This is a genomic window from Dulcicalothrix desertica PCC 7102, assembly GCF_003991905.1.
Lineage (GTDB): Bacteria > Cyanobacteriota > Cyanobacteriia > Cyanobacteriales > Nostocaceae > Dulcicalothrix > Dulcicalothrix desertica.
In genome coordinates, this window is record NZ_RSCL01000017.1 from 119,970 (window position 1) to 133,722 (window position 13,753).

The following is a 13,753-nucleotide window of genomic DNA, read 5'->3' on the forward strand; positions in this document are numbered from 1 at the left end:
AAAGGCGCCTCATTGCTGTACTATTTCACTCAGCACTCAGCACTCAGCACTAAAAAACAGTGAGTTTAAAAGCGGTTCTATTTGATTTTAATGGCGTAATAATAAACGACGAGTCAATTCACAAGCGACTCGTCGAAGAAATACTCATTGGTGAAAACGTCACAAATCTAAGAAAGGGTGAATTTGAACAAGTTTGTTTAGGACGCAGTGATCGTGTTTGCTTACGAGAATTACTAAATAATCGCGGTCGAATCGTCACTGAAGATTCTTTGAATCAAATAATACAAAAGAAAGCTGTTCTATATTTAAAGGAACTTGATAAGCTGGAAAAATTGCCATTATATCCTGGGATAGATGACATAATTTTCCAAATACGAGCTAAAGGTTTAAAATTAGCACTAGTAACAGGCGCCGTTCGTAAGGAAGTTGAAATAGTACTCGAACGGGGTAAATTACAAGAATACTTTCCCGTCATTGTTGCGGGTGATGATATTACCACAAGTAAACCCAACCCAGCTGGATATTTGTTAGCAGTCGAACGTCTTAACCAAGAATATCCCGATTTAAACCTACAAGCAAACGAATGTTTGGTTATCGAAGATACTCCTGCTGGTATCCAAGCTGCGAAAAGTGCAGCAATGCAAGTAGTGGGAATTGCTAATACTTACCCATTCCACATGCTGCAACGAGTTAGCAATTGGACTGTTGATTATTTTTCAGACTTAGAACTCGATAGAGTTGCTGAAGTATTTATACAAAAATCAGCTGCCTAGGAAATTCCAAAAAATCAACAATCTTGTGCAATGGGCAGAGAAAGCCCGTTCCAAAGTCAGGATTTATACTGTTTGGGGAGTTGATTTCAATGTCACCAGTAGTTCCTAATCCTGTGGAGCTGATTTACGCCGGATTGGTCTGCTTTACTGACTACTCTAATGCGTTCACTCTAATTTTACTCGCGCGTCCGTTGCTTGAGGTATTTTGGATTTCAAGCGGCAATTGACTCTTCTTTATTAGTATCATCCTCTTCAAGATTCTTCTTTTTTTTATCCTTAGAAGGTTGCTTGCGCGCGTCGCCCGATGGATAATTATAACCAAGCATATCAAAATCACGCAATTCATCCGGACAAAATTCAATTAAATCCCACAAATCTATTTTTCTTTTGGGTGTGCCATTGATATCACACAGTTCGTTAATTGCCGCTACTATTTGCACGTAGCGTTTCTCATTGATTTCCGGCATGTACTCGTAGGAACGCCACTTACTCACAACAGTCCTACTCACTTTCAAAAACTCAGCAAGCTGTACGGTGCCTATCTGGCACCTATCCATCACCACTTTCAACTTCCAGCGCAGCGCTCCTTTTACTTTCATTGTTTCTCCAACAAATACTGCATCTATTTAAATTCCGACGCTCACAGTCAATACATATGACACAAGCAATCAAATTGTTAATTTTTGTAACAGAGGTGAAATTAAAAATTTCACTCATAGTTTAATAAATGTAGTTGGCTACACGAATAGGCAGCCAACTGACTTAAAAAACATTAACTCTAATCTACCATGCTTACCAATACATACACACCGGTATCTTCGGATAAATTTAATACATTAAACGGTACAACCTCCGCAATCCTCGAATTTGCCCGTGCCCTAGTGATTGATAAAGAATTCTTATCTAGAGCTGATTTTAGCAAATTAACACAATCATTCGGGTGGGGAAAGGAAGTGGTAAAAAGTTACATCAATATAGGTACAGCATTTGGAGGTATAGAAATTAGCAAACTGGTCAATATTGAACCACGTACATTATTTAAAATCACATCCAACAACAGGTGGAAAGGTGTGGTCGAGGGGATTAAAAAAGCAGTCGGAAACATCACACAGCAATTTGTTGAAAAGTTGATTCAATCGAATAAAAAGGTGCCTGTACCATCGCAAGACAAACCAACAATATGGAGAGGTGAAGGTGCGACACGAAAATGTGTAATACCACCAATAAAAGAAGATGACCAGTACACGGGTACTTCAATCCAAAGAGCGATGGATTCTGAGGGAATTACAGCACAAAAAATTGTCAGAGAAGCAGCAGCACTTAGAGAAGCGTTTAAATTAGGCGCTATTGAAGTAGTGGGTGAATTATTGCCAGAACACTTAAAGGCAATATTGGGTATTGAATATGAGGCGCCCTTCTCAAATAATGATGGTTCTTCAGAGACTAATATTGCAAAAATAGTAACAATAGCAGCCAATTATTCAACTGATAATGAAGAAACTGAACTTGCCGCACAAGTGGTAGTAGACGATTTGGAGAATAAAAGCGAGAAAGGTTGTCCTTCAAATGGTGGACTACATTCTAAGTCCGTGGGAAACATACCACTTAGGGCAAATGATGTTGTTTCTTGTACACCAACATCACTTCAAGAAGTAGAAAAAATCGCGGCATTACTCGGTGACTGCAAAACTTGGGAAGAAATAACAACAATTACAGGCGCCCTTGATAAACCAACACGTATAGCATCATGGGAGTTACTCAACAAAGAAGAACAAGCGCGCATTCTAGGATTGAAAAAAACCTATACACAACAAGAAAATATTCCTAATAATACTATTGAAGAAACAGCAGTAATAAAAGTAGGTGACAAAGTAATATGGTTAAATTGCTGGCCGCACTTAAGTAGTTGGAATCCTTTCATAGTCGAAAATATTGAAGACGACTTTGCAAAACTAAATAATCTCCTAACACCAGTACCTGTTGAGGAATTATCGTTGGTGTCGTAATTAATTTGATTTATTGGAATAGCAGAAATGCTTTGATTAATTGTTATTTAATACAGGCGCCGTTTCATCTATTTTCTGCTGTAGCAGGTGCCTTAATCGCTGGTTTCAATTTCGCAAGCGGAAATCATTAGTCTGAAAGTCAAAATACTGAGCTATGGAACAAGCTTTTTAGTTTAATGCTTGTTGTCGTTGTCCGTTGTCTTGGGGTTGTGCAATTAGTTTACAGTTTAGTTGAGATAGTTTTTGGATTTGGCGGCCACTAAGTTTATTATTTGAGATGTTGAGGGTGTGAAGTTGGTTTATGATTGGGCATTTTAGGAGAGTTTCGGCGCCAAAATCTGTTAAAGTTCCTTGGGAAAGGTCGAGTACTGCAAGATGTTCGAGTATGGGTGAGTTAACTATTGCAGTGGCAATATTATCTGAGTATTCACTACTTTTGAGTCCCAAGTATTTTAAATTGGGAAATTTGCCTGATAATATAGGCGCCAATTGCTCGGTACTTATATCTTGTCCGTAGTGGAAGCTTTCTGCAAGCCATATTTCTAGATATTCGAGTGCTGGTAAGTCGAGGTTGATAATGTCTTTTAGGGTTTGTGGTTGTACTAATGTATAACCTGTTTGAATCATTAAGGTTTTTAGGTTTTCGTGTCGCACTTTGTCAAATTTCAAACCCCAACCGCCCCGAAATTGTAATACTTCTAAGTTAGGATATGCTTTTAATATTGGTGTGCTATCACCTAGTAAAAGCCGAGATTTCATATAATTAGTTTCTTGTGCGTCTCCGTCTCCTATAAATAAGGCTTTTAAATTTGATAATTTATCGTAGGCGCCGCACAAAACATTACTAAAATCTTTATACTGTGTATCATGCTGCCAGTAGTCATCCCACATTTTACATGCTAGAGCTTCTATTTGTGTGGTTTGATTACTTTGAAGGAAGGTTTGCAACTGATTTAAGTCAAATTTGTCTGGTTTACTGGCTTGAATACGATTAAGATTGATGCTATACGCAGTATGTGTAATGCTAAGTTGAGGGTTGTAGGTTTGAATATTCCAATGCTGTAAAGTTGTAAAAAATAGCTTTGGGTCATAGTCTAGTAGAGCTTGTTTACCTTTGGCGCCTCCTTTATGTAGTAGTATTTGTATAGCGTAACGTTGGACTTGTTCTACATCTTGTAAGCTTTTTATAATTAAGTCTATACCTGCGTTACCGTAATTTAACGCACTGCTTAATGCTGCTACGCGTACTTCAATTACTGAACTATTAAGGCGACTTTTTACACCTGCTATTCCTCCTAAAACGGCGCCTTCTTTCGGTGTTGAGGAGTTGCTAAGTACTGCGTCAAATTCTCTAGGTTGTTTTTGTGACATCTTTCAAATTTTATTTACTCAGCTACTGAACAATAACGATAATCTTCTTCTTCATAATCATCTTTCTTTTGCTCATTCGTCATTACACAAACGTTAAAATTACCTCTTGATTGCTGTAAAGATAATAAAGCAACTTTGTCGTCAGAAAGATAATTTTCACTAATATTTAAAATATCAAGCTGTCTTACTCCTGGACTTGTGAGTAAAATATCGGCGCCTTTATCAGTAAGTGTTCCCATTGATAAGTCTAAAATTTTAATTGCGTCTATCAAGGGTGAATTAATTACAGTTTCTGCAATATCATTAGAGTATATGCTGTTTCGCAAACCTAAATATATTAAGTTGGGAAATACTAATTCAGTTAGTATTGGAAGTAAATCATAAGTTGATGAATTTCCACCATACTCTGGCGAACCTAACCATAATTCTAAATGTGTTAAGTTTGGGAAATTACAAGTGCATATTTGAGCGATTGTATCAGCATTTAATCCACCTGTTTCAACTATTAATGCTTCTAAGTTATCGTGCTGTACTGAACTAAATTCTAAACCAGTACCGCCGCGAACTTGTAATATCTCTAAGTTGGGGTATGCTTGTAAAATTGGGCTAACATCGCTTTGTAAAATCCAAGAAATTTCTGATTCTTGATAGTGGATATCGCCTATAAATAACGCTTTAAGATTTATAAGTTTATACGAAGCAGCAACTAACGCTTCGATAATAGCACTCGAACTATAATCGGTGACTTCTCCACTCCAGGCGCCTATAATTAAAGCTTCAAGTGTACCAGAAGAGGGATGTTGTAACAGTTCTTCTAACTTATCTACTGCACTTTCTTCTTCGTCGTATTCGCACCGCAATGCGTATGCTGTATTAATTGGGTTTGTAATACCGACTTCGGGAACAAAATTTTCTACTTGTCGATTTGCAAATATCGATACGTTGTCTCCCCTATATCCTGGGTAACGTCGTAAACGCTCTTCGAGATTCCAAGGTATATAGTTTTGTAACGCTTGCTTGACTTTTTCTTCGTCTCTTTTTTTTAATAACGAATAAGCTGTGCGTTGAAGTTGCTTTGATTCAGCTTGCAATGCTTGAATTACTAGGTCTAAACCAGGTTCACCATAATTTATTGCTTCCGAAAGTGCAGTTCGACGAACTTTGATGTCTGGACTTAATAGCCGAGTTTTGGCACCAAGAATTCCTCCTAATACAATACCATCAATAGGAGGAGGCGCCGTTTTTGAACTAAGTACTGCATCAAAGTCCCTAGGTTGGTTTGATTTGCTCATTTTCAAATCAAGGGGTTAAGTATGTTGTTGTAATTAGTTTGGCACACTTATTTTAGCTATAAACACTTACCAAGTGCCTGTGTCCAAGAATTGCCCCAAAATTTGCTAATACACAAATAGTTGCCAGACTTAATAAAATGTACGTAGGCGCCATCACTACTCCAATCATAAACCAAGCAAGTACATGCAGCATCATCAGTGAGGCAAAGACACTGGCAATTGCGGCAGATTGCCAAATTTGAACTGATGGACGATGTAGCAGTGTTAAAATTATTGTCGATGAGGTAGCAAGCAAATTCGCTGGAATTAGAAAGGCACAAATGCCTATACAGTAAGTGCTTGAGAATTGAATTAAAGTGTTAAGGTCAAACATTATTTCTACAGATTGGTTTTCATCAAATTCTAGAAACCGGGTTTCTTATTTAAATATTGTAATAAAACAATAATTTTGCCTAGAAACCCGGTTTCTTCATGTAAGGCATTTCTTGGTAACAATGACTACAACGCCAGTAAACTCCTCTCAAGCTGATATGGCGAAGCAAAGTGTAAGAGCAGCTAGGACAGGTGGAATTACTCAGCATAAGTTGCTTGGTATGTATGACAGAATCTTTCTGGCTAATTCTAGTTGCAGAACTAGATAACTTTTGAAGAGATTTATTTAATAATTGCATTTTGACCTCATTTTTGTTAAAAATGGCTCAATCACTCTAAATACCAACAATCTTGCGATTCAGCCTACGGAGATTTTATTTTTGAAATTTTAAAATTTTTGATTTGAGCTTCTATAAATTTCTCTATGCGTTGAGCTACATTCTTTTGCGGAAAATAACTTTCTTTGTTTTAATCATAGCACAAAATCTACTATTATGATTTTACCCAAAGAAACCCGGTTTCAACCAAGAAACCAGGTTTCTAAGATTTAAACGATGTAAAATTAAAAGTTGTTTGCACCTGGCAATATTTATGAGTACATCAACAACTGTCAAAGACTTTGACCTTAAATTTACTGCAACGCTGTCAGATTATATAACGTCTGTGACTTGGGCGCCTGTTGGCTCTACGCTTGCTGTTGTTTCTGCTGCGGGAGAAGTTGCTTTATGGCAGAATAATGAATTAGAAATTTTGCAAGCTGCTACGGGTCAGTCTATTGACTGTGTAAAATTTTCTTATGATGGTAAGTTTTTAGCTGCTGGGGGACAAGATGGACGAGTGACTATTTGGCAAGGAAGTGAAATAGTTACGACGTTAGAAAATGCTCCTGCTTGGGTAGATAAGCTTGTTTGGAACCCAACCAGCAACCAGCTAGCTTTTTGCTTGAACCGCTATATCCAAATTTGGGATGCTTCTAAAAACGAAGTTGTCGCTACACTCAACTTTGAAGATTCTTCCCCATTAGGTATGGGGTGGTCTAGCAATGGTAAAAATTTGGCTGCTGGTGGCAATCAAGGTGTTAAGGTTTGGAACTGTGAAAACTGGAACGAAGAACCTTATGTATGGGAAATGCCTACAGTTAGTGTTGCACTCGCATGGTCAAAAGATGGAAAATTTTTGGCTTCGGGCAATATGGACCGTTCTGTGGGTGTAATGGAATGGGGTAATTCTGAGCCTTGGTTGATGCGCGGTTTTCCTGGTAAGATTCGACAAGTTGCTTGGTCTGATATTAATACACCAATAGGCGCCCCATTACTTGCAACATCCAGTGTCGAAGGTATGGTAGTGTGGGAAAAACTCGAAGACGAATCTCAAGGATGGGAAGCACGAGTTTTAACTAACCACGTTGACGTTATTCAAGATATTGAGTTTGCACCAAAGAGTTTTCTACTAGCTTCTGCTGCTAGTGATGGATGGTTATGTTTATGGAAGGGAGCAAAACAAGTTTCCCAAGTTCTTACTACCGAAGCGGGTTTTTCTTGTTTAGCTTGGCACTCAGAAGGTAAGCTCCTTGCAGCAGGAGCTGATAATGGTAAAGTTATAATTTGGGCAAAATCCTCGCGTGGTCAAGGTTTTGGCAAGTAAGGAACCAAACTGTATACAAAAAAGTCTTTACACGTAGCTTGCGATTAATGACTAATTGCTGCGAATTCGTTATGCTTTATCACAAATGCCTTGTTTAGGTCTACATCATGAAGTTGACTAAATTGATTTTATTTACTTTCCCGGTATTGCTAGCTTCGCTGCTTCTCATTAGTCCAGCAACAGCAGAAGTTACTCAACCTGCTCAATACCAACGGGTTGAACTAGTATCCAGTCACCCGAATGAAGCAACGGTTACTCCAAAATTCTCACAAAAATCCAATCCTATTAATGATGCGATGGGTTGTAGTTGTGCCGTTTGCGTCAATGCAAAGCTTCAACTCCAAGGTAAACTATCACTTTCGAGTATGCTATAAAAATAAATTATCTATATACATTTTTAATAAACCTGTCCTTATGCATTGTAATAGGACAGGTTTTTGTTATAAGTAAAACATTTTAATCCCCTTTGCAATCCAAACATAATACTTAGTGCCTATAAACCTATAGAAGAATAAAGTTCTAAATTATATTTTGCTTCAAAAGTATAATTAAAGTTCTATATTACAATGTTGACGTACATAAACCTAATCAAATCGTCATAATAACGACTTTAGTCTAGTTTCCCTATCTCTTTGTGTAAGTCATAATCAAGTTATAATTACATATTACTCAATATTATAAAAATCAAAATTAAAATCAAGCGGCTAAATACATAATACATATATATAAGTAGGTATCTATCATGATGAATCATGCATTATTGCGATTAGTGTCAAATATTGGTGCAACCATTCAAACTTATCCACTGGAAGATGCAAATGACGTATCTGTTGAAATTGGACGAGACCCTTCATCTTGTCAAATAGTTCTTGACTCTAATGTTTACCCTAGCGTTTCCCGGCGCCATGCCAATATTACATCTTCATATTCACCGCAGGGTAGGATTTTCACACTTAAAGATTTAAATAGCTCGTGCGGTACGTATCTAAATAATAACCATTTGCAGAGCAGTCAGGAATTACAAAATGGTGACAGAATTAGATTAGGCGAAGATGGACCAGAGTTCATTTTTGAACATAAAGTATTACAAGCAACGGTTGCAGCTTCTTTTAGTGGCGGAAATAATAAAACTGAAGAAAGTGGAATTTTTCCAATTGGGTCAAAGGAAGTTAGAAAGCAATTATTTGCCAAAGGGTTTTTAATACCAGGAATAATTACAGTTATATTCGTTGTAATGTTATTTTTGGCAAGAGGCCAATATTATCAAATACTGCTTGGTACTTACCTCGCTTTTGCTGCTCTTTTCTTTGTCTATCAGTTATGCGGTAAACTAAAGCCTTGGTGGGTAATGGCGGGTTCTACTGTATTTTGTATAATTATTTTACGTACAGTTTACTTTTTTTTAATCGCACCAGTATTTTATAAAGTTTTGCCTGGAAACCTATCTAGTTCACAGTCATTAATACCAGCACTAATTGGTAACTTTGTCGGCCCAGGAATGTCAGAAGAATTAACCAAAGCAATACCAATTTTTATATTTCATCTTTTGGGAAGGCGCCTAGCAGAACCGACTCGAAGTCGAATCGGGGTTGAGGAACCTTTAGATGGTATACTACTAGGCGCCGCATCCGCAACTGGTTTTACATTACTTGAAACTTTAGGTATATATGTACCACGACAAGCCATGCAAATTGCACAACAGTTAGGAGGTGCTAATGGTGAACTAGCTGGGTTGCAACTATTAGTACCCCGAATACTAGGGCAAGTTGCTGGACATATGGCTTGGAGTGGCTGGTTTGGTTATTGTATTGGTTTGAGCATTCTGAGACCAAATAAGCGCTGGCGAGTTCTAACAGTCGGTTATTTCAGTGCAGCTTTACTACATGGTTTATGGAATAGTGCTGCTGCCTTAGCTCAAATCATCGGTATTCTTGCAGTTGTCTGGTGGGTACTGATTGGTGGATTTTCATACGCTTTACTTATAGGCGCAATTCTTAAAGCACGCAGAATATCACCTACACGCAGTTCTAATTTTGCTACCCGCTTTTTTCAGTAACTAAGTTTAATATTCTCATCTAGAGCCAAGGAATATTATATAAATTGTTAAAGATAGTGCAAAGCCTCTTTCGTAATTGCCCTTACGTCGCTACAATACCTCATAAATACTTACTATTAAAGAGTAGTTTTACAAGATGAGGAAGTTGCTGATATCGGTTTTAACACTTTCTATTTTATTATCAGCTTGTAGCAATCAAAACAATGCCCAAAATTCAACAACTTTAACTATTAGAACAACGGCGCCGCAAAATACGCAAAAACCGAATCTTCCTCAAGTTGTCGTAACTACAAGTGTTTTGTGTGACCTCACAAAGCAAGTTGCAGGAAACACGGTTGATATAAATTGTCTTATTCCATCAGATACTAATCCTCGTAGCTATCAACCACAACTAAAAGACCGTCAAGCTATTGATAGAGCAAAATTAGTTCTTTACAACGGTTATAATCTTGAACCGGGTATATTTAATACAATTAAAGTCAGTAAAAACCCGGCGCCAAAAATCGCAGTTGCCCAAGTAGCAGTTCCTAAACCTCGTTTGAGTATTCAACAAGGCGACAAAAAACAAATTAATCCATATTTATGGCACAATCCAAAAAATACTACTGCAATGGTAGATGTTATCAGTAATAACCTTAAAAAAGTGGCGCCGCAAAATGCTAAGTTGTATACGGCAAATAGTAATAAACTCAAAAATCAAATAGTAGCATTAGATAAATGGATTAAATCGCGAATTGCTAGTATTCCATCTTATCAACGCACGCTAATTACCAATAATGTACAAATGGGCTATTATACAACAGCTTATGGACTTACATATCAAACAGCGTTTTTAACTATTAACCCGAACGTAAACCCAAATTCTCCACAATTAAAACCTTTAATTACTAATATTAGAAAGACCCGTGTACCATCTATTTTTATAACTAATGCCGCAAATCCTCAAGTAGTTCAAAGCGTAGCTAAACAAGCAAATGTCCGAGTATCCGAACGGTCGCTTTTTACGAATAATTTAGGCGCCAAGGGTAGTGAAAGCGATACTTATCAGAAAATGATGATTGCAAACACACGTACTATTGTAGAAGGGTTGGGGGGAACGTATTTGATATTTAGACCCATAAATCCAAAATCGTAAGGTGCGTGACGCTACCCTTTTTGTTGCCAATGTAGATAGTTGTATATGTTGACGGCACGGCTTACTATTTCTTTGTTTGGGTGTGTGAAAAGTTCTTTAAGATGAGGCATTGCAGCAGGTATACTCGATAATGGTGTAGCACAATCGCGACAATGTAATATATTTTCTGGAGTTAGCTGTAATGTTTCTAATATAAAATTTTGGTAATAGGAGTTTGAGCATTCTGTAGCTAATCCTCCTAAGCGGATATCTGCTGCATTGTGAGCAGGTTCCCAGGTTACAAGCATAAATGGGTGGTTGACAACGCTAGCTTTGATTTGCTTTTTTGATGATTGTTTGAGCCATAGTTTACCTCGGCGCCGCATAAAGTCAGGAATATTTTGAGAAAATGGGCGTGAGGGGAGCATTAAACGCTTTTCACCTTCTGATATGTCATGAACGTTTGGCTCAAACCCAATAACAGTGGAAACTAAATTTTGCCCCGTCTGTGAAGGTAGACAAATATGGTCGCGCAGCTTAATAACTCCAGAACGAAGAATACCTATTAGTAAAGTCCAGTGACGGTAACTGTCTCCTCCAAAGTCGCGATGTACTTCACGGGTAGCAATAATTTCAAAAGCAAAGGGCATATTGTATACAGCAAGCCAAGCTTTAAGTTAGTTTAATCTTTAACCTCCAAATATAGCATTCCTATATGAGTTGTAAAAAATGATAACCGTAGAGACCGAATTAATTCGGTCTCTACTCCTAACTCTTTATAATTTCGTCGTCGCAAGAAAAGTCAATTTCTTTTTTGTCTCTTCCCGAAGGAATAAAGTCATTTTCATAAGCGTCTTTCAATCCTGATACTAAATCGTATTCAGGTTGCCAACCTAGCTCGGTTCTGGCTTTGCTAACTGAGGCAAAGAAGTGTTGTACTCGCATTGGGAATGCTTTACGTTTGCCGAAATCGAATTTTTTGGGGTCGTAGTGGATTATTTGGATATCGTCTAATGATTTTCCTGCGGCAACTGCACACGCACGTGCTAGACCATCAAATGTAACAAAACGCTCTCCTGAAACGTTATAAGTTTGTCTAATTGCGCTTGAGTTATTTAAGACTGAACACATGGCATTTGCTAAATCTTTGACGTGTCCTAACTGTGTGATGTGCATACCGTTACCTGGAATAGGTATGGGACGGTTCCTGACTATTCGGTCAAAAAACCACGCTTCTAGGTCGTTGTAGTTTTGTGGCCCGTAAATATAAGTTGGACGAATTGATGTATACGGAACGTTTTGATTCATTAAGTATTCTTCTGTATCAAATTTGCCTTTGTGGCGACTTTTTGGGTCAACGGCATCGCCTTCTCTGTGGGGCATTTGGTCAGATTTTAAATACACACCAGCGGAACTCATATATATAAAATGTTGCACAGTATCTTGAAAAATTTCCGCTAATGGTTGAGTATCAGTAAGTTCTCTACCGTTATTGTCGAAGATGGCATCAAATTTTTCGGCTTCTAGTTTTTGCTTTAATTGCTCTGGGTTAGTACGGTCACCTGTTATTACTTCTACCCCGGACACAGGTGCAGGACGATTACCGCGATTAAACAAAACAACTTCATGTCCTTGTTCTACTAACTGTTGTGTGAGGTAAATACCAATGAAGCGGGTGCCACCCATAATTAAGATTCGCATAAATACCCTTTGTATGTTTATGTATTTGGCTTGAGGTCGGAGCGTGTTCCCAACAACTAATCCCAACAACGAGGTTATCAGGTTGTGGTATACCTCTGGAACTAGTAAAAGCAGAATCACGTCTTTGGTATGGGTAAAGCGTTGACTCAAGTCACGCAACGCACATTATTTTTTACACCATCGTTAATTTTTCCGCTAAGAATGTGTCATCAAAATATGCTTTAGTACATGAATGGCTTACACCGAAAGCCACTGGAGGGTCAGAACTCGTTGTTCGCGAAATTCTGAATTCCTTTGATGCGGATTTATATGCCTTAATTGATTTTGAATCTCGTAACCCCGATAGTTATTTATATCAACGTCACGTCGGCGCCACTTTTCTCCAACATTTTCCTGGTTCCGAGAAAGGCGTACAAAAATACTTGCCTTTAATGCCATTAGCGATTGAGCAATTGGATTTGCGCTCTTATGACGTAATACTCTCTTCATCACACGCGGTTGCGAAAGGTATATTAACGACTCCTAAGCAGTTACATATTTGCTATTGCCATAGTCCAATGCGTTACGCTTGGGACTTAACTTTCGATTACTTAAATGCAAGTAATGTTGGAAAGGGCGCCGCTGGGTGGATATCTCGTTACATACTGCACCGTCTACGTCAGTGGGATGTGTTAAGTGCAAATCGAGTGGATTACTTTATTGCTAACTCTCATCATACACGCGCACGCATTTGGCGCTGCTATCGCCGTGAAGCCGAAGTTATCTATCCACCCGTTAATGTTGATGATTTTCCGTTTTTAGCCCAAAAAGAAGACTTTTACGTTATTGTGTCCCGTTTAGTAAGCTATAAACAAGTATCTTTAATTGTCAAAGCTTTCAATGAACTTCAAAAACCTTTGGTTATTATCGGCACAGGACCAGAAATGAACAAAATACGACAGATATCAAAACCAAATATAAATATACTGGGATGGCAACCAGATGATGTGGTAAAAAAATATATGTCCACTGCTAAAGCTTTTGTCTATGCAGCATGTGAAGATTTTGGCATTGCTCTGGTTGAAGCTCAGGCTTGCGGCACCCCAGTTATCGCTTTTGGTGCTGGAGGCGCCTTAGAGACTGTACGTGATATCCGCTCCTCACCTCGCACTGGTACTGGCGTACTTTTTAAAACTCAAACCATTGCGGCAATAATTGAAGCAGTAAGGGAATTTGAAACATGTATCGGTAAATTCGATTCAGAGTATACAAAGGAACATGCTGCTCAATTTGGCGCACAAGTATTTGCGCGTCGCTATGTTGAGTTCGTAAATGGGTGCGAAGAAAAAAGTAACGAAACCTGGTCTATGAAGTCTTGATTGGTATGCTTTTGGTAATAAGTCCCTAACTAGATGCCAACCAAAAAGCTTTAAGATTGGGACTAT

13 protein-coding genes are annotated in these 13,753 nt (G+C 38.1%); 7 read left to right on the forward strand and 6 right to left on the reverse strand.

The window, feature by feature from the left end; genetic code table 11:
- Window positions 1–59 precede the first annotated feature (59 nt).
- Window positions 60–773, forward strand: a complete 714-nt coding sequence (locus DSM106972_RS31605) for an HAD family hydrolase (protein ID WP_127084405.1) — start codon at window positions 60–62, stop codon at window positions 771–773.
- Between the two features lie 212 nt (window positions 774–985).
- On the opposite strand, the gene DSM106972_RS31610 is transcribed toward DSM106972_RS31605, so the two are convergent.
- On the reverse strand, window positions 986–1,372 hold the full coding sequence (locus DSM106972_RS31610; protein WP_127084406.1) for a hypothetical protein: 387 nt from the start codon (window positions 1,370–1,372) through the stop codon (window positions 986–988).
- A 189-nt stretch (window positions 1,373–1,561) separates the two neighbouring features.
- Here DSM106972_RS31610 and DSM106972_RS31615 point away from each other — a divergent pair, with 189 nt between their 5' ends.
- On the forward strand, window positions 1,562–2,779 hold the full coding sequence (locus tag DSM106972_RS31615; RefSeq protein WP_127084407.1) for an Alr2735 family protein: 1,218 nt from the start codon (window positions 1,562–1,564) through the stop codon (window positions 2,777–2,779).
- Window positions 2,780–2,947: 168 nt separating this feature from the next.
- Here DSM106972_RS31615 and DSM106972_RS31620 read toward each other — a convergent pair whose 3' ends face one another.
- Genes DSM106972_RS31620 through DSM106972_RS31630 form a run of 3 tightly spaced genes read right to left on the reverse strand, consistent with a single transcriptional unit; the run spans window position 2,948 to window position 5,815 of the window.
- Window positions 2,948–4,150 carry a HEAT repeat domain-containing protein gene (locus DSM106972_RS31620; protein WP_127084408.1) on the reverse strand — a complete coding sequence of 401 codons (1,203 nt, stop codon included), beginning with the start codon at window positions 4,148–4,150 and terminating at the stop codon, window positions 2,948–2,950.
- Window positions 4,151–4,164: 14 nt separating this feature from the next.
- Window positions 4,165–5,442 (reverse strand): STM4015 family protein, encoded by a 1,278-nt coding sequence (locus tag DSM106972_RS31625; RefSeq protein ID WP_127084409.1) that lies wholly within the window; start codon window positions 5,440–5,442, stop codon window positions 4,165–4,167.
- Window positions 5,443–5,494: 52 nt separating this feature from the next.
- Entirely contained in the window at window positions 5,495–5,815 is a 321-nt protein-coding gene (locus DSM106972_RS31630; RefSeq protein ID WP_127084410.1) for a hypothetical protein, read from the reverse strand.
- Window positions 5,816–6,405: 590 nt separating this feature from the next.
- On the opposite strand from DSM106972_RS31630, the gene DSM106972_RS31640 reads away from it, so the two are divergent.
- The 4 genes from DSM106972_RS31640 (at window position 6,406) to DSM106972_RS31655 (ending at window position 10,649) form a co-directional block, all read left to right on the forward strand.
- Window positions 6,406–7,458, forward strand: coding sequence for a WD40 repeat domain-containing protein (locus DSM106972_RS31640; RefSeq protein WP_127084412.1), 1,053 nt, complete (start codon window positions 6,406–6,408; stop codon window positions 7,456–7,458).
- A gap of 107 nt (window positions 7,459–7,565) precedes the next feature.
- Window positions 7,566–7,832, forward strand: coding sequence for a hypothetical protein (locus tag DSM106972_RS31645; RefSeq protein WP_127084413.1), 267 nt, complete (start codon window positions 7,566–7,568; stop codon window positions 7,830–7,832).
- 368 nt (window positions 7,833–8,200) lie between these two features.
- Window positions 8,201–9,514 carry a PrsW family glutamic-type intramembrane protease gene (locus DSM106972_RS31650; RefSeq protein ID WP_325052231.1) on the forward strand — a complete coding sequence of 438 codons (1,314 nt, stop codon included), beginning with the start codon at window positions 8,201–8,203 and terminating at the stop codon, window positions 9,512–9,514.
- A gap of 136 nt (window positions 9,515–9,650) precedes the next feature.
- On the forward strand, window positions 9,651–10,649 hold the full coding sequence (locus tag DSM106972_RS31655; protein WP_127084414.1) for a metal ABC transporter solute-binding protein, Zn/Mn family: 999 nt from the start codon (window positions 9,651–9,653) through the stop codon (window positions 10,647–10,649).
- 11 nt (window positions 10,650–10,660) lie between these two features.
- On the opposite strand, the gene DSM106972_RS31660 is transcribed toward DSM106972_RS31655, so the two are convergent.
- The gene (locus DSM106972_RS31660) at window positions 10,661–11,278 is read right to left on the reverse strand and encodes a hypothetical protein (protein ID WP_127084415.1); all 618 of its coding nucleotides are present in this window, start codon (window positions 11,276–11,278) and stop codon (window positions 10,661–10,663) included.
- Between the two features lie 118 nt (window positions 11,279–11,396).
- On the reverse strand, window positions 11,397–12,329 hold the full coding sequence (locus tag DSM106972_RS31665) for an NAD-dependent epimerase/dehydratase family protein (RefSeq protein ID WP_127084416.1): 933 nt from the start codon (window positions 12,327–12,329) through the stop codon (window positions 11,397–11,399).
- A gap of 203 nt (window positions 12,330–12,532) precedes the next feature.
- On the opposite strand from DSM106972_RS31665, the gene DSM106972_RS31670 reads away from it, so the two are divergent.
- Entirely contained in the window at window positions 12,533–13,687 is a 1,155-nt protein-coding gene (locus tag DSM106972_RS31670; RefSeq protein ID WP_127084417.1) for a glycosyltransferase, read from the forward strand.
- Window positions 13,688–13,753 lie beyond the last annotated feature (66 nt).